General features: G+C 61.3%; 19 protein-coding genes. 2 read left to right on the top strand and 17 right to left on the bottom strand.

Annotated elements, in window-relative coordinates:
• Positions 1–368: 368 nt before the first annotated feature.
• Positions 369–977 (bottom strand): DUF6969 family protein, encoded by a 609-nt coding sequence (locus GNP00_RS14800; protein ID WP_011583096.1) that lies wholly within the window; start codon positions 975–977, stop codon positions 369–371.
• Between the two features lie 98 nt (positions 978–1,075).
• On the opposite strand from GNP00_RS14800, the gene GNP00_RS14805 reads away from it, so the two are divergent.
• On the top strand, positions 1,076–1,291 hold the full coding sequence (locus GNP00_RS14805) for a hypothetical protein (RefSeq protein WP_041544908.1): 216 nt from the start codon (positions 1,076–1,078) through the stop codon (positions 1,289–1,291).
• A gap of 70 nt (positions 1,292–1,361) precedes the next feature.
• On the opposite strand, the gene GNP00_RS14810 is transcribed toward GNP00_RS14805, so the two are convergent.
• The 16 genes from GNP00_RS14810 to GNP00_RS14885 all read right to left on the bottom strand — a co-directional run bounded on the left by GNP00_RS14810 (position 1,362) and on the right by GNP00_RS14885 (position 18,625).
• Complete coding sequence (locus GNP00_RS14810) at positions 1,362–2,576, bottom strand: YeeE/YedE family protein (protein ID WP_041544907.1); 1,215 nt, start codon at positions 2,574–2,576, stop codon at positions 1,362–1,364.
• A gap of 108 nt (positions 2,577–2,684) precedes the next feature.
• Complete coding sequence (locus GNP00_RS14815) at positions 2,685–3,596, bottom strand: sulfurtransferase (protein WP_011583094.1); 912 nt, start codon at positions 3,594–3,596, stop codon at positions 2,685–2,687.
• A gap of 362 nt (positions 3,597–3,958) precedes the next feature.
• Positions 3,959–5,548 carry an FGGY-family carbohydrate kinase gene (locus GNP00_RS14820; RefSeq protein WP_011583093.1) on the bottom strand — a complete coding sequence of 530 codons (1,590 nt, stop codon included), beginning with the start codon at positions 5,546–5,548 and terminating at the stop codon, positions 3,959–3,961.
• Complete coding sequence (locus GNP00_RS14825; protein WP_041545733.1) at positions 5,545–6,243, bottom strand: HAD family hydrolase; 699 nt, start codon at positions 6,241–6,243, stop codon at positions 5,545–5,547. Before GNP00_RS14825 ends, GNP00_RS14820 begins: the two co-directional genes overlap by 4 nt.
• Before the next feature lie 26 nt (positions 6,244–6,269).
• A complete protein-coding gene (locus GNP00_RS14830) occupies positions 6,270–7,046 on the bottom strand; it encodes an SDR family NAD(P)-dependent oxidoreductase (RefSeq protein ID WP_011583091.1) in 777 nt (258 codons plus the stop codon).
• Positions 7,047–7,061: 15 nt separating this feature from the next.
• Positions 7,062–7,835 carry an L-iditol 2-dehydrogenase gene (locus tag GNP00_RS14835; RefSeq protein WP_166016127.1) on the bottom strand — a complete coding sequence of 258 codons (774 nt, stop codon included), beginning with the start codon at positions 7,833–7,835 and terminating at the stop codon, positions 7,062–7,064.
• Positions 7,835–8,833, bottom strand: coding sequence for an ABC transporter ATP-binding protein (locus GNP00_RS14840; RefSeq protein ID WP_011583089.1), 999 nt, complete (start codon positions 8,831–8,833; stop codon positions 7,835–7,837). Before GNP00_RS14840 ends, GNP00_RS14835 begins: the two co-directional genes overlap by 1 nt.
• Before the next feature lie 35 nt (positions 8,834–8,868).
• The gene (locus GNP00_RS14845) at positions 8,869–9,693 is read right to left on the bottom strand and encodes a carbohydrate ABC transporter permease (protein ID WP_166016129.1); all 825 of its coding nucleotides are present in this window, start codon (positions 9,691–9,693) and stop codon (positions 8,869–8,871) included.
• Between the two features lie 10 nt (positions 9,694–9,703).
• Positions 9,704–10,576: a carbohydrate ABC transporter permease gene (locus GNP00_RS14850; RefSeq protein ID WP_011583087.1), complete on the bottom strand. Its 873-nt coding sequence runs from the start codon at positions 10,574–10,576 to the stop codon at positions 9,704–9,706.
• Positions 10,577–10,673: 97 nt separating this feature from the next.
• Entirely contained in the window at positions 10,674–11,984 is a 1,311-nt protein-coding gene (locus tag GNP00_RS14855; protein ID WP_011583086.1) for an ABC transporter substrate-binding protein, read from the bottom strand.
• Between the two features lie 142 nt (positions 11,985–12,126).
• A complete protein-coding gene (locus tag GNP00_RS14860) occupies positions 12,127–13,068 on the bottom strand; it encodes a sugar-binding transcriptional regulator (protein WP_011583085.1) in 942 nt (313 codons plus the stop codon).
• A gap of 421 nt (positions 13,069–13,489) precedes the next feature.
• Complete coding sequence (locus GNP00_RS14865) at positions 13,490–14,278, bottom strand: SDR family NAD(P)-dependent oxidoreductase (RefSeq protein ID WP_011583083.1); 789 nt, start codon at positions 14,276–14,278, stop codon at positions 13,490–13,492.
• Positions 14,279–14,375: 97 nt separating this feature from the next.
• Positions 14,376–15,320, bottom strand: coding sequence for a carbohydrate ABC transporter permease (locus GNP00_RS14870; protein ID WP_166016130.1), 945 nt, complete (start codon positions 15,318–15,320; stop codon positions 14,376–14,378).
• Positions 15,321–15,322: 2 nt separating this feature from the next.
• A complete protein-coding gene (locus tag GNP00_RS14875) occupies positions 15,323–16,192 on the bottom strand; it encodes a carbohydrate ABC transporter permease (protein ID WP_011583081.1) in 870 nt (289 codons plus the stop codon).
• Positions 16,193–16,259: 67 nt separating this feature from the next.
• On the bottom strand, positions 16,260–17,525 hold the full coding sequence (locus GNP00_RS14880; protein ID WP_011583080.1) for an ABC transporter substrate-binding protein: 1,266 nt from the start codon (positions 17,523–17,525) through the stop codon (positions 16,260–16,262).
• 128 nt (positions 17,526–17,653) lie between these two features.
• Positions 17,654–18,625 carry an SMP-30/gluconolactonase/LRE family protein gene (locus tag GNP00_RS14885; RefSeq protein WP_011583079.1) on the bottom strand — a complete coding sequence of 324 codons (972 nt, stop codon included), beginning with the start codon at positions 18,623–18,625 and terminating at the stop codon, positions 17,654–17,656.
• Between the two features lie 281 nt (positions 18,626–18,906).
• On the opposite strand from GNP00_RS14885, the gene GNP00_RS14890 reads away from it, so the two are divergent.
• Entirely contained in the window at positions 18,907–19,650 is a 744-nt protein-coding gene (locus GNP00_RS14890; protein WP_011583078.1) for an SDR family oxidoreductase, read from the top strand.
• Positions 19,651–19,681 lie beyond the last annotated feature (31 nt).

Consider the following 19,681-nt stretch of genomic DNA (forward strand, 5'->3'; position numbering starts at 1 on the left):
GACCCTTAGGGTCTAGCTGCGCGAGATGGCGCTCCCATTCATCCAGCACTTCGAAGAGAGTGTTCGAACTTTCTCCTTCGAGGTGCGCCAATAAATTCACATAGATTGAGCCGGGGGAGCACCGTACGCCTGCTCCTCTGACGGGATTCTCCCGCATGATGCAGAGCGCTAATGCCATTTTTCCGGCTGCAGGAGCCGGCCTGGCCGGCTGACGGCGACGGGATTGACTTACAATGCGATTCTGATGGTCAGATACGGCCTAGCTCACCCAAGAGAAGGGCAAGATGGGCTGAGATACACCGCCTCTACCGTCTGACTTTGGGTTGGGAGAAGCGAAAGAACCCGGACACGGGATCAGCCAGGAATCGCTATGCAAGTCCAGTGCTTTGAGGTAATTCTGGGAACTTAAACTCCGAAGTGACCTCCAGCGTGCGGTCCTGGCGTGTCTCAATCCCCTCCAGCGGACGATGTGCGGCAAGCACCTTATCGCGCTCGCGGATCAATCCGGCAATTTTCTGCTCATAAGCGGCGAAGATGGCCGTCAGCCATCGATTGACGAGGTAGGACGGGCGCGGCATTTCGATATTGAAACGCGGCAATAGCGGGATCGTCCCTTCGGCATCCAGCCAGTCGTCACCGACCACCCATTGGTTCACGGTGAATAGCCGCAAAATACGCCCATAAGCATCCACGCCCACGGCCGCAAGGTGGTGGATCGGACCATCGAGTCCCTGTGGGCGCAGAAAGCAATGGAAGTGGCCATGCTCAACCGTGCCTTCCTCGACGGGATGGCAATGGTAAAACCACTGCGCTCCGCTCGCGGGGTCGTAAACATCGCCGGGCGGATAATGCTCCCATGCCGTAATCTGGCTCGTGTCGCGAAAGGTCTCGGTAAGCACATTGAGGCCGCCCTTGGCGAGCAGCCCCTCGCAGAAGACGATTTCGCGCAGCGCGACTTCTTCCGCGCTTTCAGCCATTTCCTTGGCTCGGCAGTGGTGCTGGGGGCGGAGGAGGCGGAAGCTTCTTCTTCGCCTCGGCCGGAAGCGGGGCCGGTGGAGGGGGCGGAGCAAGCTTTGTGGGCTGGGCGCTTGGCGTTGCGGGAGGCGGCGGAGGAGCCAGCTTCGGCGCAGCCGCGGAGCATGGTGCACCAGCCGCGCATGGAGCCGCCCGGGCAGCGGCCGGGGCCGAGACAGGAGCACCGGCGGCACATGGAGCGGCTGCCGCGCATGGTGCGGCAGAAGCAGGCGCGGAAGCGGCCGGGATCTCGGCGCGCGGCACCGGATGCGAATAATGATCGACAGCGATACCGGCGGTTGCCGCGGCGAGCGCCGTGCCGAAGAGGAATGTATTGCGAGCGGTGCTCATTTTTTCACGAATCCGTCGAGACCGAAAATCGGGCGAGCCCAAATGCCGACAAGGGATCCTACAAAAGCGGCTGCAAACCACAGCCATCCGTGCAGGCTGCCCGATGCAATTCCGGAGAAGAGCGCGCCAATATTGCAACCGAAGGAGAGCCGCGCGCCGTATCCCATGAGCAGGCCGCCTACGACCGCGGCAAGAAAGGAGCCGAGCGGGATGTTCGCCTTGGGTGCGAACTTGCCAGAGAGGCTGGCGGCAAGCGCGGCCCCCAGAATAATGCCGAAGTTCATGACCGATGTGACGTCGGCGAGCACGCTTGACTGTAGCGCCGACTGCGGACCAGGCCAGTTCCAAAACGCCCAGCTCTCGACCGGCACGCCAACCGCTTGGGCAATCTTGGCGCCCCACAAGCCGAAGCCGAAGGTCACGGACCAGGGATGGCCGGCAAGCAGCAGCGTGGCGATGTTGAGCAACGCCAAAAGCAGCCCCGCCCCGACCAGCGGCCATGGGCCGTAGAGGATCCAGCTCCAGCCCGGGCGCGAGGGCGCGGGCTCGTGTTCAATGTCGCCATGCGCGCGCCGCTCAATCAGCAGCGTCAACAGGGCGACCACGCCGAGCGCGGCAAGAGTGGCGAGGATCGCCGTACCAGCGCCAAGCTGCCGGCCGAGGTCGATGGTCCCGTAGGAGGGTAACTCCAACCACCAGGGCAGATGGGCCGTACCGATCAGCGCGCCGACGATGAAGAAGATCAACGTCACCAGCATGCGCGAGGAGCCGCCGCCCACCGTGAACAAGGTGCCGGAGCCGCAGCCCCCACCGAGCTGCATACCCAAGCCGAACATGGATGCGCCCACCAGCACGGAAACACCAACCGGCGCCAGCGCGCCGACGAGTGGCTGGCCACCGAGATTGCCTGCCGATAGCAGTGGAATCATCACCGACGCGGCCACGCCAATCATCAGCATCTGTGCGCGGACGCCGCGTCCGCGTCGCTCCACAACCATACGGCGCCATCCGCCGGTGAACCCGAAAGAACCATGATAGAGGGCAGTGCCCAATAGGCCGCCTACTAGGAACAGGGCCGCCTGCCGAAGGTCAATCAGCTGCGCAATGGCAAGGAAGCCGACCAGCATCGCGCCGCCCGCAATCAAAGCAGGCATACGATCAATCACTGCCGGCGGCAGGTATTTGGGCCGATCAAAAGAGATGTCAGTCATAGTCATTCCGACCGGTTCTAGTGGCGCCACTCAAACGACGAATGCCCGGAGGCTTCCGGACATTCGTCGTGATCTTCTTGCCCCGAAACGGGCCTTGGTGTTCTGCGATCAGCTGCCCGACTTGTTTTCGACCGGGCGTGCCGGATCAGCGGTCCACTCGGCCATTGAACCGTCATACATGCTGGTATTCTTATTGCCCAGCACCTCGGAAAGGCCGAACCAGGCGACCGACGCCCAATGGCCGGTATTGCAAAAGGCAATGTTCTTTTCGTCCGCGCCCAAGCCGACGGCCTCGGTCAGCGCCTTCACCGTCTCCGGACGGGCGAAGAGCGCGTGTTCCGCGCTGTAGAGCTTGGAATGCTCGATATTCAGAGAACCCGGCAATGTTCCGTAAGAAGCCACGACGGGGCTTTTCGACTTGCCTTCGTACTGCTCGGCCGGACGCCCGTCGACCAACTTCACGCCAGACTTCAGAGCCTCTGCAACTTCGTCGGTCGTGGCGAGCAGTTCATCGCGAGTCTCCGGGGTGAACTCGGCCAGCTCTGGCTTGGCCGGTTCAGTTGATCGGGGGCCGCCAGCGGCATCGTACTGACGCCAGCCGCCATCAAGGATCGATACTTCGTCATGTCCAAGATACTTGAACGTCCAGTAGACGCGGGTCGCCCCTCCAATCTCGCTGGAGTCGGTACCCCAAGGCACGATTACGACATGATCGTCATTGTCGATGCCGAGATCCGCGATCAGTTTGGTAATCTGCTCCACTGGGGGCAGCATGCCCGGAACCCCGTTCAGTTCCGTGCGCCAACCCGCCGTGGCATAAGGCGCAACGACCGCACCTTCGATGTACGGCTTTTCGCCGAGATCAGTATCCGCAACATTGTCGCGGATATCGAGCAGGACGATGTTTTCCTTGCCGGCATTCGCCTTTACCCATTCGGCATCCACCAACGGGCGGATCTCGTCCGCAAACGCGACCCCCGAGAGAATGGACAGCAGAAACGCCAAAGAAACTACGCGCATTTGGATGACACTCCGTGTTTGTCGTCCGGGTTTCAGCCCGGAGCCAATCTTGCCAAACTCTACTCCTCACCGAATGCAAAGTCAGAGTATCGGCTGGTCATCGATCAAATCGACGCGGAATACTGTTTCCGGTTCACCGAACCAGCAGGAATAGTTTTCCGCCATTGTCGTACTCGGCGTGACGCACTCACCAGGCAGGAAAACTCAGAATACATCAACAGAAGGGTGCCGGGCAAAGGCCCGCCAGGCTCGGCCAGCGGGGGAGAAGCATCCCGAGGCCACCCTGCGAAGGGATGACAGCAGCCACTTGGCGACGACAGGCTAATGCTGCAGCCATTCCGGCGGCTCCAAAGGAGTCGTCGTTATTGTTCGCTCATTTTATCCAGTACCGCGCGTTGCCGGTGCATCTCCAGAAACACGCGGTAGTCTCGGTCGAACCGGCCGCGGGCGGTGGGATCGGGCAGGCGGGCGACACCACCCTGCTGCATCCCCGTGCAGGCCGTCACCAGATCGGAATAATGCCCGGCGGCGGTGGCAGCCACCATCGCGGTTCCCAGCAGCACGGCATCGTCCGTCTTCGGCTCGATTACCTTGCAGCCGGTCGCGTCCGCATAAAGCTCCATGAGGAGCGGGTTCTTGGTGTGGCCGCCGGTGATGTGCAGCGTGTCAATCACATAGCCCTTGTCGTTCAGCGCATCGAGGATGTGGCGGACGCCAAGCGCGATTCCCACTGCCGTGCGCCAGTAGAGACGGCACAGGCTGTCGAAGGAGGAATCGAGCGTAAGCCCGCTGATGACGCCGACCGCATGCGGATCCGCCAGCGGCGAGCGGTTGCCGTGGAAATCCGGCAGCACGTGGAGGCGCGGCGCGATTTCCGGTCCCTCCTTCTCGCGCAGTTCCATCACGCGGCTACAGATGCGGGCATGCATCTCCCGGTCCGGTTTGCCGCCCGCGCCATGCCAGCGGATGATGTGGTCTAGCAGCGCTCCGGTGGCCGATTGCCCGCCCTCGTTGAGCCAGCAGTCGGGAAGCGCCGCGCCAAGATAAGGGCCCCAGAGCCCGCGCACGGGCCTGGGCTCCCGCGACAGTGCCATGACGCAGCTGGATGTGCCGGCGATGAGCGCCAGATGGCGCTCGATCTCCGTCGAATTGCCCGCAAAGCCGCCGAGCACGCCGAGTGCCCCCGCATGTGCGTCGATGAGCCCGACGCCGACGCGGCAGCGCGTGGTCAGCCCCAATTCCTCTGCCGCCTGCGGCGAAAGTGGGCCGAGATCGCTGCCAATGGCGGAGACCCGTTCGGGCAGGCGGCCGCGAGAGAGCATATCGGCAATCCCGACCCTTGCCAGGAAATCCTCTCTCCAGCCGGGCTCCTCATGGGCGAGGAAGGTCCATTTGCAGGTGAGCGTGCATTGCGAGCGGTCGAGCCGGCCCGTGGATTTCCATGTGAGGAAATCGGCAAGATCGAAGAAATAGCCGGCCTTCTCCCAGCTCTCCGGCAGGTGGCGCTTCAGCCACATGAGCTTTGGCGCCTCCATCTCCGGCGACATGACGCCGCCGATGAAATCGAGCACCTTGTGCCCCGTCTCCGTGCATTCGTCCGCTTCCGCCAGAGCGCGGTGATCGAGCCAGACGATCGTGTCCCAGCGCTTCTCGCCCGTCGTGGAGACAGAGAGCTGATCGCCGTTTCGATCCCGCACCACCAGAGAGCAGGTGGCATCGAAGCTGATGCCGGAGATATCGCCCGGGGCCGCAGCGGCCGCCCTCAACGCTTCCCGCACGGCGATGCAAACCGCCGCCCATATGTCCTCCGAGTCGTGCTCGGCATGGTTGGGAAGCGGCTTCTGCATGGCGATGTCCTGCTGGGCGCGGCCAAGCATCTCGCCCCCTGCCGTGAAGATGCCGGCGCGCGCGCTGCCGGTACCGACGTCGACCGCTGCGACCAGACCGCTCATGAAAAGACCTTCCGGGTAGGAAATCCACGCTCGACGAGGTCCGGCAGGAGCGTCATATCGTCGAAGACGAGATCAGGTTCGGCGCGCGTGATGGCATCGCGATAGCTTTCCCGACGCGCATGCGAGCCCCCGGCGAAAGCAAAGACTCGCATGCCGGCGCGCCGGGCAGCCTGGATGCCGGCGGGACTGTCCTCCACGACCACACAGCGGGCGGGCTCAGCGCCCATCGCCTCGGCTGAATGAAGAAAGAGATCGGGAGCTGGCTTTCCGTTCTTGACCATGGTCGCACTAAAGATATGCGGCTCGAACTTTTCGAGAAGTCCCGTCAACCCCAGCGAAAGCCTTATCCGCTCCGGCTGCCCCGAGGAGGCCACGCAAAAGGGCTGGTAAAGCCGGTGCAAGGCGTCGGCGATGCCGGCGATTGCCGTGAGATTTGCGCGGAAACGACTGTAGAGGCGCTCGCGGAGCGAGTCCAGCGCCGCTGCGGTCATCACGAGATCGTATTCTTCTTGCAGGATGCTGCAGGTGCTGGCCAGGCTCACGCCGAGGAAACGCTCATAGGCAAGCTCCTCGCTCAGCGTCAGCCCCGCTTCCCCGATCACCTCCAGCAGAACCGACACTGAAATTGGCTCGCTATCGACGAGCACGCCGTCACAGTCGAAAATCACCAGCGCCGTACCGGCCTGCCCGCCCATCGCCATTGCCTTCCGCCCGGAATCCCTCACCAGCAGGTATAGCCGGCGTCGGCCAGCACGATCGAGCCAGTCATCAGGCTGGAGGCGTCGGATGCCAGGAAATGCACGACGGAAGCGATCTCGTCCGGCTGGCCAACGCGCCCCATCGGCGTCATCTCGAGCCATACCTTGTACATCTCCGGGCTTTCTTTGATGCCGAAGGCCGTCAGCGGCGTCTCGATATAGGTGGGCGCCACGGCATTGACGCGCACGCCGCGCCGGCCCCATTCGGCAGCAAGCGACTTCGTGAGGTGATGCACGGCCGCCTTCGAGGCATTGTAGAAGCTCTGCGGCTGCGGCTTGTTGACGATGAAGCCCGACATGGAGCCGATATTCACGATCGCGCCGCGTTCCTTCTCCAGCATGTGCCGGCCGAACGCGCGGCAACACCAGAACACACCGTCCAAATTGACGTCCATATGGAAGCGCCAGTGTTCGTCGCTGGTATCTTCCGCCCGCACGTCGCTCTTGGCCACGCCCGCATTGTTGACGAGGATATCGATCCTGCCGTGCTGGCGCGCGATTTCGTCCGCCGCGGCATCTACATCGGCGGATTTCGTGACGTCGAGTCCAATGCCCTGCGCCTTGATCCCGGCGGTGGAGAGCTCCTTGGCGGTGGCCTCGGCCCGTTCGGCCAGGAGGTCCGCCACGATCACCGTGGCACCGGCCTCGCCGAGCGCCCGCGCGCAGGCAGCACCTATGCCCTGCCCGCCGCCGGTGATTACGGCAACCCGCCCGTCAAGCCTCAGTTTTTCCAAATACATTCAGGTCTGTCCTTCTCAGCTCATCCAGTTGCCGCCGTCGACATTGTAGGTCTGCGCGACGACGTAATCGCTCTCGGCGCTGGCGAGGAAGATCGCCATGCCGGTCAAGTCCTCCGCCCGCCCCATGCGTCCATAGGGCACGGCCTCGCCCACGAGCCGCTTCTTCTCGCCCTGCGGACGGTTCTCGTATTTCGCAAAGAGGGAATCGACGTGATCCCAGTGTTCTCCGTCGACCACGCCCGGCGCTATCGCGTTGACATTTATGCCATGCTTGACGAGATCCAGGCCCGCCGATTGGGTGATGGAGATCACCGCCGCCTTGCTGGCGCAGTAGACGGCCACCAGCGCCTCGCCACGGCGGCCCGCCTGGCTTGCCATATTGATGATCTTGCCGCCCTTGCCGCGAGAGATCATCGAGCGCGCCACCGCCTGCAGCGTGAACAGGGTTCCGGCAACATTGACCGAAAACAGCCGGTCGTAGCTCTCGCGAGAAATGTCCACGATCGGCGCGAGGTCAAAAAGAGCGGCGTTGTTGACGAGGATGTCGATCCCGCCGGTCTCAGCCTCCACCGCCCTGACCGCCGCATCGATGGAGGCCTGATCGGTGAAGTCGAGCTCGACGGCATAGGCCTGCGCGCCGAGCTCCCGCGCGGTGCGATTCGCGGCCTCCACATTGATGTCGCCGATAGCCACCCGCGCACCCTCGCGGATATAAGCCTCGGCGAAGGCACGGCCGATGCCCCTTGCCGCCCCGGTGATCAGCGCCGATTTGTCTTTCAGTCTCTGCATCAAATCGCGAGTCCCTTCTCATCGAAACGATGGATCTTGTCCGGTTCGGGCGTGAGCCAGACCGTGTCCCCATGCCGGAGGGAGATCTCGCCGTCCGTCCGCGCCGTCACCTGGCCGATACCGTCGGTTTGCACGTGCAGGAATGTGTCGGAGCCCAGATGCTCGGCCACCCCCACTGTGCCCTTCCACGCGCCCTCGGTAGTGGAGAGCTTCAAGTGCTCCGGCCGCACGCCGATGGTGCTCGCGTTATGGCGAGCCGCCTCGGGGCCAGTCACCAGGTTCATGCGCGGCGAGCCGATGAAGCCTGCAACAAAGAGGTTGCGCGGGCTGCGGTAGAGCTCCAGCGGCGAACCCACCTGCTCAACATTGCCGGCATTAAGCACCACGATCTTGTCGGCCATGGTCATGGCCTCCACCTGGTCATGCGTCACATAGATCATGGTGGTGCCCAGCTTGTGGTGCAGTTCGCTGATCTCTAGCCGCATCGTGCCGCGCAGCGCGGCGTCGAGGTTCGAGAGGGGTTCGTCGAACAGGAAGGCTTTGGGCTGACGCACGATGGCCCGGCCGATCGCGACGCGCTGGCGCTGGCCGCCCGACAGTTGCCCCGGCCGCCGGTCGAGATAGCTGGTGAGATTGAGCGTTTCCGCCGCCGCGCGAACCTTCCTGTCGATCGTATTCCTATCGGTACCGGCCATCTTCAACGGGAAGGCGATGTTGCTATAGACGCTCATATGCGGATAGAGCGCGTAGGACTGGAACACCATCGCAAGGCCGCGCCGGGCCGGCGCTTCCCGGGTTACGTCTTTCCCGTCGATCAGGATGGTGCCGGAGGTGGTATCCTCCAGCCCCGCGATGAGCCGCAGCAGGGTGGACTTGCCGCACCCGGAGGGACCGACGAACACGACGAATTCGCCTTCCGCGACGTCGAGATCGATGTCGGGGATGACGGTCGTGGACCCGAAGGCCTTACAAACATTCTTGAGCGTAATGTTGCCCATGGTCTCCTCCCACGCCTATTCGAACGGCTCGCAGGTCATTTCACCGCCCCGAAAGTGAGGCCGCGCACGAGCTGACGTTGCGAGAACCAGCCCATGATGAGGATGGGCGCGATCGCGAGCGTCGAGGCGGCGGAAAGCTTGGCCCAGAACAGCCCCTGCGGGCTAGAAAAGGAGGCGATGAAGGCCGTCAGCGGAGCGGCGTTAGCGGCGGACAGGCGGATCGACCAGAAGGCTTCGTTCCAGGCCAGAATGATGTTCAGAAGCAGGGTGGACGCGATGCCCGGCACGGCCATCGGCGTCAGCACGTAGACGATCTCGCCCACAAGGCTCGCCCCATCCATCCGCGCGGCTTCCAGGATCTCACCCGGAATCTCGCGGAAATAGGTATAGAGCATCCACACCACGATGGGCAGGTTGATGAGCGTGAAGACCACCGTCAAGCCGATGCGCGTATCGAGCAGCCCGAAATCGCGGAACATGAGGTAAAGCGGCACGAGCACGCCGACGGCCGGCATCATCTTGGTGGAGAGCATCCACATGAGCACGTCCTTGGTGCGCTTGGTCGGCGAAAAGGCCATCGACCAGGCGGCGGGAATCCCGATCAGGAGGGCGATCACCGTCGAGCCGACGGAGATCACCACCGAGTTCATGAACGGCTTGAAATAGTCCCGCTGCGTCTGCACCTGGACATAGTTCTCGAACGTGCCGGAGGGAATGAGGCTGATGCCGGAGATGGCCTCGGCTTCCGTCTTGAAGCTGGTGGCCACCGTGTAAAGGATCGGGAAAAAGATCACGAGGGCGACCAGCCAGGCAGCGATCGTGGCGATGGTCTTCCTTCGGGTGGAAACTGCGCGCGCCATTCTCAGCCTCCTATCGGTCCAGGTTGCGGCCCACGGCGCGCATGAGAAACAGCGCGACAATGTTGGCGAGGACCACCGCAATCACACCGCCGGCCGACGCGCCGCCGACATCGTAGGAAAGGAGCGCCGTGCGGTAGATCAGGAAGGCGAGATTCGTGGTCGCGTAGCCCGGTCCGCCATTGGTGGTGACGAGGATTTCTGCATAGACGCCGAGCAGGAAGATCGTCTGGATTAGGATGACGACCGTGATCGCCCGCGCCAGATGAGGCAGCGTCAGATACAGGAAACGGTTGAAGACGTTGGCGCCGTCCATCTCCGCGGCCTCCTTCTGCTCCTCGTCCAACGACTGCAGCGCGGTGAGCAGGATCAGCGTGGCGAAGGGCAGCCACTGCCAGGCGACAATGATGACGATCGAGAAAAGCGGATGCTGCGCGAACCAGTCAACGGGCTGAAGACCGAGAAATCTGGCGATGTCGGCGAGAACCCCGTAGCCCGGATGCATGATCATGTTCTTCCACACCAGCGCCGCGACCGGCGGCATGACGAAGAAGGGCGAGATCACCAGGATGCGCACGATGCCCTGGCCGAAGATCGGCTGATCGAGCAGCAGAGCCAGCAGGATACCGCCGATCACGGTAATGGCGAGGACCCCGCCGACGATGATCAGCGTGTTGGCGATCGACTGGAAGAACGCGGGATCGGTGTAGAAGAACTCATAATTGAGGAAGCCGGCGAAGCCGCGGGTGATCGGGTTCAGCAGATTGTAATTCTGGAACGAGAACCACAGGGTCATCGCCAGCGGCACGATCATCCAGACGAGAAGCAGGACGACCGCGGGCGCCATCATCGCGCGGGCTAGGGTACGTGTCTGTCGGGTAGCCATACTGGACCTCCCTTCCTGCCGCGCGGCGGTGATTGCGATCGGGTTTGAAGCCGTTGGGGAGCCGCCGGACACCTTGTCCGGCGGCTCTCGACATTGCTTATTTGATGTAGCCGGCGCGTTTCATCTCACGTTCGGACACGTTCTGCGCCTGGGCAAGCGCGTCGTCGACCGACATCTGGCCGGCGAGCGCGGCAGAGAAGAGCTGGCCCACCGTGGTGCCGAGCCCCTGGAATTCCGGGATCGCCACGAACTGCACGCCCACATAAGGCACGGGCTTGACCGTCGGATTGGTCGGATCGGCGGCTTCGATGGACTTGAGCGTCAGATCCGCGAAGGGCGCGGCCTCCTGATATTCCGGGTTCTCATAGAGCGAGGTGCGTGTACCTGGAGGCACATTGGCCCAGCCCTCCTCGGAAGCCACGAGCTGGAGATATTCCTTGCTCGTCGCCCAGGAGATGAACTTCTGCGCGGCCTCCGCCTTTTGCGTACCGGCCGGTACGGCCAGCGACCAGGCCCACAGCCAGTTCGCGCGCTTGCCAAGCCCCTTGTCCGGCGCAAGTGCGTAGCCCACCTGATCGGCCACGGTGCTGTCCTCGGGATCCGAGACGAAGGAAGCGGCCACAGTGGCGTCGATCCACATGCCGCACTTGCCCTGCTGGAACAGCGCCAGGTTCTCGTTAAAGCCGTTGGAGGAAGCCCCGGACGGCCCGGCGTCCTTCATCAGGTCCACGTAGAACTGCAGCGTATCCTTCCACTCCGGCTGGTCGAATTGCGGCTGCCAGTTTTCATCGAACCAGCGTGCTCCAAAGCTATTGGACATGGCGGTGAGGAAAGCCATGTTCTCGCCCCATCCCGCCTTTCCGCGCAGGCAGATGCCGTTGATCTCCGCATTGCGGTCCGTCATCTTGCGCGCGGCATCGGCGACGAAGTCCCAGGTCGGCGCTTCCGGCATTGTGAGGCCCGCCTTCTCCATCAAATCCTTGCGGTACATGATGAAGGAGCTTTCGCCGTAGAAGGGTGCCGCATAGAGCGTTTCGTCAACCGAAAGGCCGCTGCGGATGGCCGGCAGAAGGTCATCCGTATCGTAACCTTCCCCGAGATTGTCGAGCGGCAGGAGCCAGTCCTGCTTTGCCCAGATCGGCACCTCGTAGGTACCGATGGTCATCACGTCATACTGCCCGCCCTTGGTGGCGATATCGGTCGTGACGCGCTCGCGCAGCACATTCTCCTCCAGCGTCACCCACTGGAGATCGATATCGGGGTTCTTGGACGTGAAATCGTTCGCGAGCCTCTGCATGCGGATCATATCGCCATTATTAACGGTGGCGATCGTCAGCGTTTCGGCATTGGCGGTGGAGGTCATAAGGCCGGCAGAGGCCAGCCCGAGCACAAAAACTGATATTCTCATCGAAATTCCTCCCTATCAAAGGGTGAGCATTTGCCTTTGATATGAGCAATTATTCGGCTTAGGCCAAAGATGTCAATGTTGATTCGATGCTGCGTTGCAGCAATCCGTGTGGGAATGGCGGGTTTTTAATGGTGAATCCGGGTCAGGCCAGCAGCGCTGCGGCGGTTCGCTCGTCTGTGATGAGGCCGTTGACCAGCCTCCGCACGAGCGCCGCGTGGATGGCCTTGAGTTTGCGCTCGCCCATGGCGCTGGCGATGACAAGGTTGCGCTCGCGCGATGGGATCGGCGCGCTCGCCACGCGATCGTTGGTGATGCCTTCGACGAGGCGTCCGTCGCGGTCGAACGCCCAGCCGACGATCTCTCCGACCGCACCCGTCTTTTGCAGTGCCTTCAGCTCGGCCTCTGAAATGAAGCCGTCGATGAAAAGCGGTGCCTCGGCTCCCAGATCTCCGATGCCGACGAAGGTCACATCGGCCCGCGCCGCCAGTTCGAGCGTGGCCCGGATCATCGGCTGCTTGTGCAGCATCTCGCGCTCCTCGCGCGAGGAGGCGATCACCGGCAGGGGCATCGGGTAGCTGCGCGCCTTAGCCCGGTCGGCCATGGTATAGATGACGTTGTAGTAGGCGGCGGAACCGTCCGGCGCGATATTTCCGGTTAGCGACACGACCTTATGCTGCGAGCAGTCCATCGCCGGTAGCTGTTCGATTGCGGCCTTCAGCGTGCGGCCTGTGCCGATCGCCATTACGATCGGGGCAGGCGAGCTCAGCCGCTTCTCAATCTCGGCCGCCGTCGCCTCGGCAATCCCAATTGTCGTGGATATAGAGTCAGGGTCGCTCGGCACCACCTCGATATAATCGAGAGCGAAGCGCGATCTCAACTTCGCCGCAAGCTCCAGGCAGCTTGCGATCGAATGATCCAGCCTTACCCTTACCAAGCCTTCCGAAACCGCCAGCGAAACAAGCCGCTGCGCCGTTTGGCGCGAGATGCCGAGCTTAGAGGCAATCTGGTCCTGCGTATTGCCGGCGACATAATACAGCCACCCGGCACGCGCAGCATCGTCCAGTCGTATTGTCTTTGTTTTCATATCACCTACCACCCCTAAATTTTTGCAGGTGGCGCTGACGCCGTCAAGGCAAATGCCGATTGACTGAGCAAATGCTACACTTTGGTGGACTACGTCGAGATCGAAAAAGCGGGGTGCCGCGACTGGCCGCGAGAGACTGGACTGTCTGTGGGCGGCAGCGAACGGGCACTGGTGATCGCGGAATTTCGGGCAGCCACTGCGGCAACCGGCGCGGCGATCTTGGAGTTCTTCGAGACTTGCAGCACCACAGAACGGGCGTGCAGGGTGTCACCTATGCTCCGCCGGTGGTGCCTATGGCGGCTCTTTTTCAGCCGCCGGTTCTGACATGAACACCGGGGCGAGAGCATGGCGGATTTTTCCGCCACGGCTTCGAAAGGTTGATGGCGTCTATCCTCGTTTCAAGACGCTCGCAGCGCTCCAGCTACGGCATTGCCTGACCGCCATTCACCTCGATCGTTTGACCGGTGATGTAGCCGCTCAACAAGTCAGAAGCGAGGAATAGGAAAGAACCAACGCAATCCGACGGCGCTCCAAGGCGGCCTTGCGGAATGGTGGCCAGCGCGGCCTTAAGCTGTTCAGGCGTCGAGTCCCGTTCATGGAACCGCGTCTCGATTACCCCCGGGGATACCGCGTTCACGCGAATGCCGCTGGAGATCACTTCGCGGGCGAGGCCACGGGTAAAACTCGATACGAAAGCTTTGCTGGAGGCGTAGAGCCCGACTCCGCCTCCGCCCCCGGTGCGCGCAACGATCGAGGATGTATTGATAATGAAGCCCCCGTTCTTCCGCAGCCATGGGAGAGCGGCGCGGCACGCCACGAGAACGGATTTTGCATTGAGATCCATGACGGCGTCGTAATGCTCTTCGGTCACGTCCGCATAGAGGATGCGGCCGAGCATGCTGCCGGCATTGTTGACCAGCCCATCGAGCCTCCCGAAATGGTTTGCCGTCTCATCCACGATCCGACGCATCTCATCCGGAACAGAAACATCGCCTCTGACGAGGAAAGTCTTGCCGCCGCCAACGGCGATGTCTTCCGCGAGCGCCGAGGCCTCGGCGGCGCTTGTATTGTAGTGGATTCCCACGGAACTGCCCTGCTCGGCGAAAGCGCGTGCGACAGCCGCTCCTATGCCGGTCGACGCGCCGGTGACGAGGACGACCTTGCCGGCCAGGTCCGGGATCAAGACTGTAGAGTGTTTCGTGCGCTCCATTTTCTTTCCTTTTTCACTTAGCCAACCGCAACCCGCAAATGCGCCGGCGGCCGGCCGTTCCGCTCAGCCTGACAAAACGAAGGAGGGACAACGGGTTTCAGCCCTTGACGCCGCCAGCGGTAAGGCCCTCTACGAACCGGCGCTGCAAAAACAGGAAAGCGATAACGACCGGCGCAATCGCCAGCATCGCAAAGGCCATGAACTGCCCCCACCAGACGCCCGTAGGCTCCTGGATGTAACGGACAAGTCCAACCTGCACCGTCCGCATCTCTTCCTGTGTGGTCAACATTGCGCCGATAAGAAAGTCATTCCAGACAAACATGAATATCAGCATGGACGTGGCAGCAAGACCGGGCCGCATCAGCGGAAGCACCACGCGCATGAACGCGCCAAAACGGGAACATCCGTCAATCATTGCAGCCTCTTCGAGTTCGGCGGGGATGCCGTCAAGAAAGCCTCTGATGAACCAGACGGCTTGCGGAATCATCCATGCGGTGTAGACGACGATCAGGACGAAATATCCATTGAGCAGATTGGCCTGCACAGCGATCGTATAGATCGGTATGAGAATGGATATGCCGGGGATCATGCTCGACGCCAGCAGGAGAAGCAGGATGCTCGTCTTTCCGCGGAATTTGAAGCGGGCGGCAGCGTAGGCAGCCGGCGTGGCGACCAACAGGCAGATTACGATCGTGCTGATGGCGAGCAACGCGCTATTCAAGAAGAAGCGCTTGATCTCGGGCCGGATCAAGAGCCCGGTATAGTGCTCGAGTGTAAACGGACTGGGCCACCAGACCGGCGGATAGGCGGCGATCTGCGACTGCACCTTGAGGGATGTCGATAAGCCCCAGAGAATCGGGGCAAGCGCGAAGACACAGCCAAGAACAAGAACCACATAGGTCAAGATTTCAGTCAGCTTCCGGCGCCGCGGTTCGGACAACAGGCCGGGTCCCCTTCGGACTGCCTCCGGCGTCCGAGCCTTCGGAGGAAGGCGCTTTATGCTCACGCGGCCGGAATCCATCACGCTACGTGCGTCCGCCATGATCAGCGCTCCTCCATGTGCGACTGCCGCAACACGCGGATGTACGACATACTAAAGATGATGTTCAGGACGAAGATGATGACGCCCGCGCAAGCGGCGCTGGCAAGTTTGAAGTTAAAGAACCCGTCCTCGAAAACGAACAGGCTGAGCGTCTGCGTTGTGCCGAGCGGCCCACCACCGGTCATGACGTACAAAAGCGTGACCATGTTCACCACTTGCAGCGTCATCACGATCAAAGTAGTCATGATTGTGCTTTTTATCCACGGAATGGAGATGTGCCAGATTTGGCGCCAGCCTGAGCATCCATCGATCTGGGCCGCATCGTAGAGTTCCTTGGGAACGGTTTGGAGCGCAGCCAGGAAGAGCACCATCGGCAAGGGATAGCTCATCCAAGCGTTCACGGCCGTGACGATCCAGATCGTCCAGTTCGGTTCGGAGAGGAAGAGAATGCTTGGCAGGCCGAGTTGTTCGAGAATGAAATTGCCCGGCCCGTAGGAGGGATTGAGAATCCACATCCAAAGCATCGCCGTGACCGACTGGGACAATGCCCAAGGCAAGATGAGCACTGTCCGGAAGAATGCGCTGAAGCGGATGGGTTGGTTCAGCAGAAGTGCAAAAGCCAGTCCCATCGGGATGATCAGAACGACAGATCCGAACGTGAACTTCATCGTGGCGACAAGCGCCTGCGCGAATTCCGGATTCAGGAAGAGCCTGCGATAATTGTCGAGGCCGACAAAGTTCAGCTTCTGGAAGAAGGACGTTCTGTGCAGGCTGATATCAACGGCGTAGTAGGCCGGATAGAAAGAAATGCCGAGGGCTATTATCAACGCCGGCGCGAGGAGCGCATAGGGCGAGAACCGATTGGTGAGCATGGAGCGTCCTGCCTCCAAAAGGCGGCAGCAACACCCCTCAGGATGCTGCTGCCGAAGAAATTTCCACCTAGTACGGAGCTTGGTACTGCTTCGTCACGCTGTCGAACGCATCTTCAGGCGATACGTCATTCAGGATGACCTGCTGGGCCGCCTGCGCCATCAATTGGCTGAGCTCGACGAAATTGTCCGGGTAATTGCTTACCACGCCGTGCTTGGTGATGTAGTCTTTCCAGGCAACGACCGCCGCGGCCTCGGGCTGCTCAAACCATGGATCGTCGTAGGCTTCGAGCCTGGTGGGGAGTTCCCCGCCCTGAGCGATGTTTAGCTGCGCTTCCTTTGACATCATGAACCTGATGAAACGCGCAGCCTCGTCGGGATGCTTTGCGTTTACGCCCATGGACAGGAGCCAGCCGCGCACATTGACTTCGCCTTCCTTGCCGGGTTCCACGGTGGGCGGAGGTGCCCATCCCAGATTGTCCCCAGCGCCCTTGGCCGCAATCGTCGAGAAGCGGTGAGTGCCGATCATGCCCATGCCGATCGTGCCGGCGGCGAGACCCTCGGTTACGGTATTGTAGGTGGTCTCGACCACGGCCGGTGTCGCAGCATTGCATTCACTGACGAGACGCTTGAGTGTGGCGAGGAACCCCACGCCAATATTCCGGTCGAGGTTCACCTTGCCGTCCTCGCCGAAGAGGCGGCCGCCGGCATTGAGGAAGTAGGTCTCCATCAACTCGTTGAGGATGTTGGCCTGATCGCTTTCCGAGATGCCAAAGCTGAAACCCATCACCTTGGGGCTTGTCACCTTCTTCGCCTCAGAACAAACCTCGTCCCAGGTCTTGGGGACCTGCGCGCCGGCGGGATCGAGAAGATCCTTCCTGTAAAGCATCGCGCTGAACCGGTACTCAAGCGGCATGCCATATTTCTTGCCGTCGACCACGCCCGACTTGTCCCAGGGCAAAAGCCATCCTTCCTTGTCGGCTTCCGTCATGTACTGATCCAGCGGCTGGATCGATCCCGCCGCCACGTGCCGCTGCAGATAGATGTTGAAGACACGGGTCACGTCGGGAGAATTGCCCGCCGAAGCGCTCTGGATCAGATTGGGATCCAGCAGGGGAGGCGGAATTATCTCGACCCGCACCTTGATGTCCGGATTTTGGGCTTCGAAGGCCTCCAGGTTCTTTTTAAATGCCTCGCCCCGTGGGGAACCGTCGCCCGGCTGCTGGATGTCCCAGAGCACTATTTCAGTCTGCTGCGCATGGGCAGGCAAGGCCATGCCTCCCATGAATGCCGCAAGGCCCGCAGCGATCAAGAATTTAGACCTAATGCTTTGCATGGTACTCCTCCCTTCATTCCCTCCCGATCAGTTGATCCGTCAACGGCTCGCCGTTGAAAGACATCCTGGCGAATCCTTATCCCGTTCGCCGGACCCTGAAACCATCTCCCCTCATTGAGTGACGCCATTCAGAGACTAAAATGCGGCCTCAGTCCGCCCGTGTGCCAATCGGTCGCCACGACGTCACCAAGCGAGGAGCGCGTGACATAGGCGACTGCGGAATCCGCACCACCAAAGCAGATGTTCGTCGTGAATGGGTCGCCCATCGCCACTTCCCTAACGAGCGTGCCGTCTGGCCGAAACGCTACGATGCTGCCGGGAAACTGGGCGGCGACGCAGATATTGCCGTCTCGGTCGACCGCCAGGCTGTCGAAACGGCGAAAGCCCGGAAGGCCTGCGACCAGGCGTGCGCCCGTCGGCGACGGGAATGGTTCTTTACGAACCTTTCCCGGCGAAAGGATTTCAAACGCCCAAAGCCGTGCCGTTTCGGTCTCGGCAACGTACAGTTCGCTGTCGTCCGGCGAGAGGCCTATTCCGTTCGGCGTCAGGAATCCGTATGCCACCTCTATGATCGAACGCCCGTCCGGAGTCGCATAATATACCCCACCATGGTCACGATCACGGGCGCGTGCCTTGCCCATATCCGTGAAATAGAAGCCGCCAAACCGATCGAAAACCAGATCGTTCGGGCTTCGCAAGGGATGGCCGTCGCAGCTGTCATAGAGCAGGGAAACCTCGCCCGTGTCAGGAACAATTCTCTGAATACGACCGCCCTTGTAGTCGGGCGGCTGCCCAGCCGGTCGCCTGTATCCGTCCTCCTGACGCCAGGCGACGCCTCCGTTATTACATAGGTAGAGTGCGCCATCAGGGCCGAAGGCAAGCCCGTTGGGTCCACCCTCGACCTCGGCCACGACGGTGCGGCGTCCATTTGGGTCGAAGGAAAGTACGGTGCCACCGGCAATCTCGACCACGAAAAGCGTACTGTCCGACAGGACAACCGGACCTTCGGGAAAGCGCAAACCATCGGCCACGCGCCGGAGTGCCGGGTCGCCGGAATACTGATCAGCGCGCAATACGGAAGAAGTCAACCCTGCATACATTCTGTATGATCCAGTTGTCTGTAGCCGCTTCACCCGCGGCCAACTGTAAAATTATTGTTGCATGGTGCTCCCATGGTGCCGTGAACGTAGTCGTCAAACTATATAACAAACTCGCCATCCACCTCGATATTCGCCATCGACCTGACCCGTCAGGCTGGTCGACAGTCTGCTGAACTTTGTCGCTTTCGTTCAGGACGTTCCCTGCTGCCGCCTGCATCTACTCAGGGCATCCGAATGCTTTCGCGTTCGGGGGAAATTTCAAGGGAAAGTGAAAGAGACTGATGAGATTCCTGGCAGACGAGACAGTGGTTGTAACCGGATCATCGAGCGGAATTGGCGCTTCAGTTGCCCGTGCCTTTGCACGGGAGGGCGCTAAGGTCGTCATTACCGGAAGACGCAAGGAACGTCTGGACGAACTTGCGCAGGAACTCACGAATGACGGCGGACAGATCGAACCGGTTGCGGGGGATATCACCGTCCGCGAGGAGGTGGATCGTCTTTTCGAGCGCTGCAAGCAGCGCTTCGGACCGGTTTCGATCCTGGTGAATTGCGCCGGCATTATGCTCGCCAGCCGGTTCGAGCGCGGTCAAATCGACGACTGGGAGTACATGAACAAGCTCAATGTCATGTCGCTCTTCTACACGTCCTATCGCGCAATCGATCAGATGAAATCGAACGGAGGCGGCAGCATCATTCATATCGGCAGCAGCGCAGCCCTTCGGCAGAGGCCGCTCACTGGCGCATATGCAGGCACCAAGGCAGCGATCCGCGCCGCGGCGGATTCAATGCGGCAGGAAGTGATCGAGCACAAGATACGTGTCTGCACGATTATGCCGGGGGCCGTTGCCACCGATCTTGTCAGTCACATTACCGATCCCGAGTCTCAGGCGGGTTTCGCACAGGTGCTCAAGATGGAACGGCTTCAGGCCGAGGATATCGCAAACATCGTGACGTTCGTGGCGCGGCAGCCGGCCTATGTCAACATCAACGAGGTCGTCGTGCGCCCCTTAGCGCAGCAACTGTGAGCAGGCACTTTCAGGCGGATCCAAGAAGGAT

The organism is Chelativorans multitrophicus (genome assembly GCF_011317445.1).
In the GTDB taxonomy this organism is placed as follows: Bacteria; Pseudomonadota; Alphaproteobacteria; order Rhizobiales; family Rhizobiaceae; genus Chelativorans; species Chelativorans multitrophicus.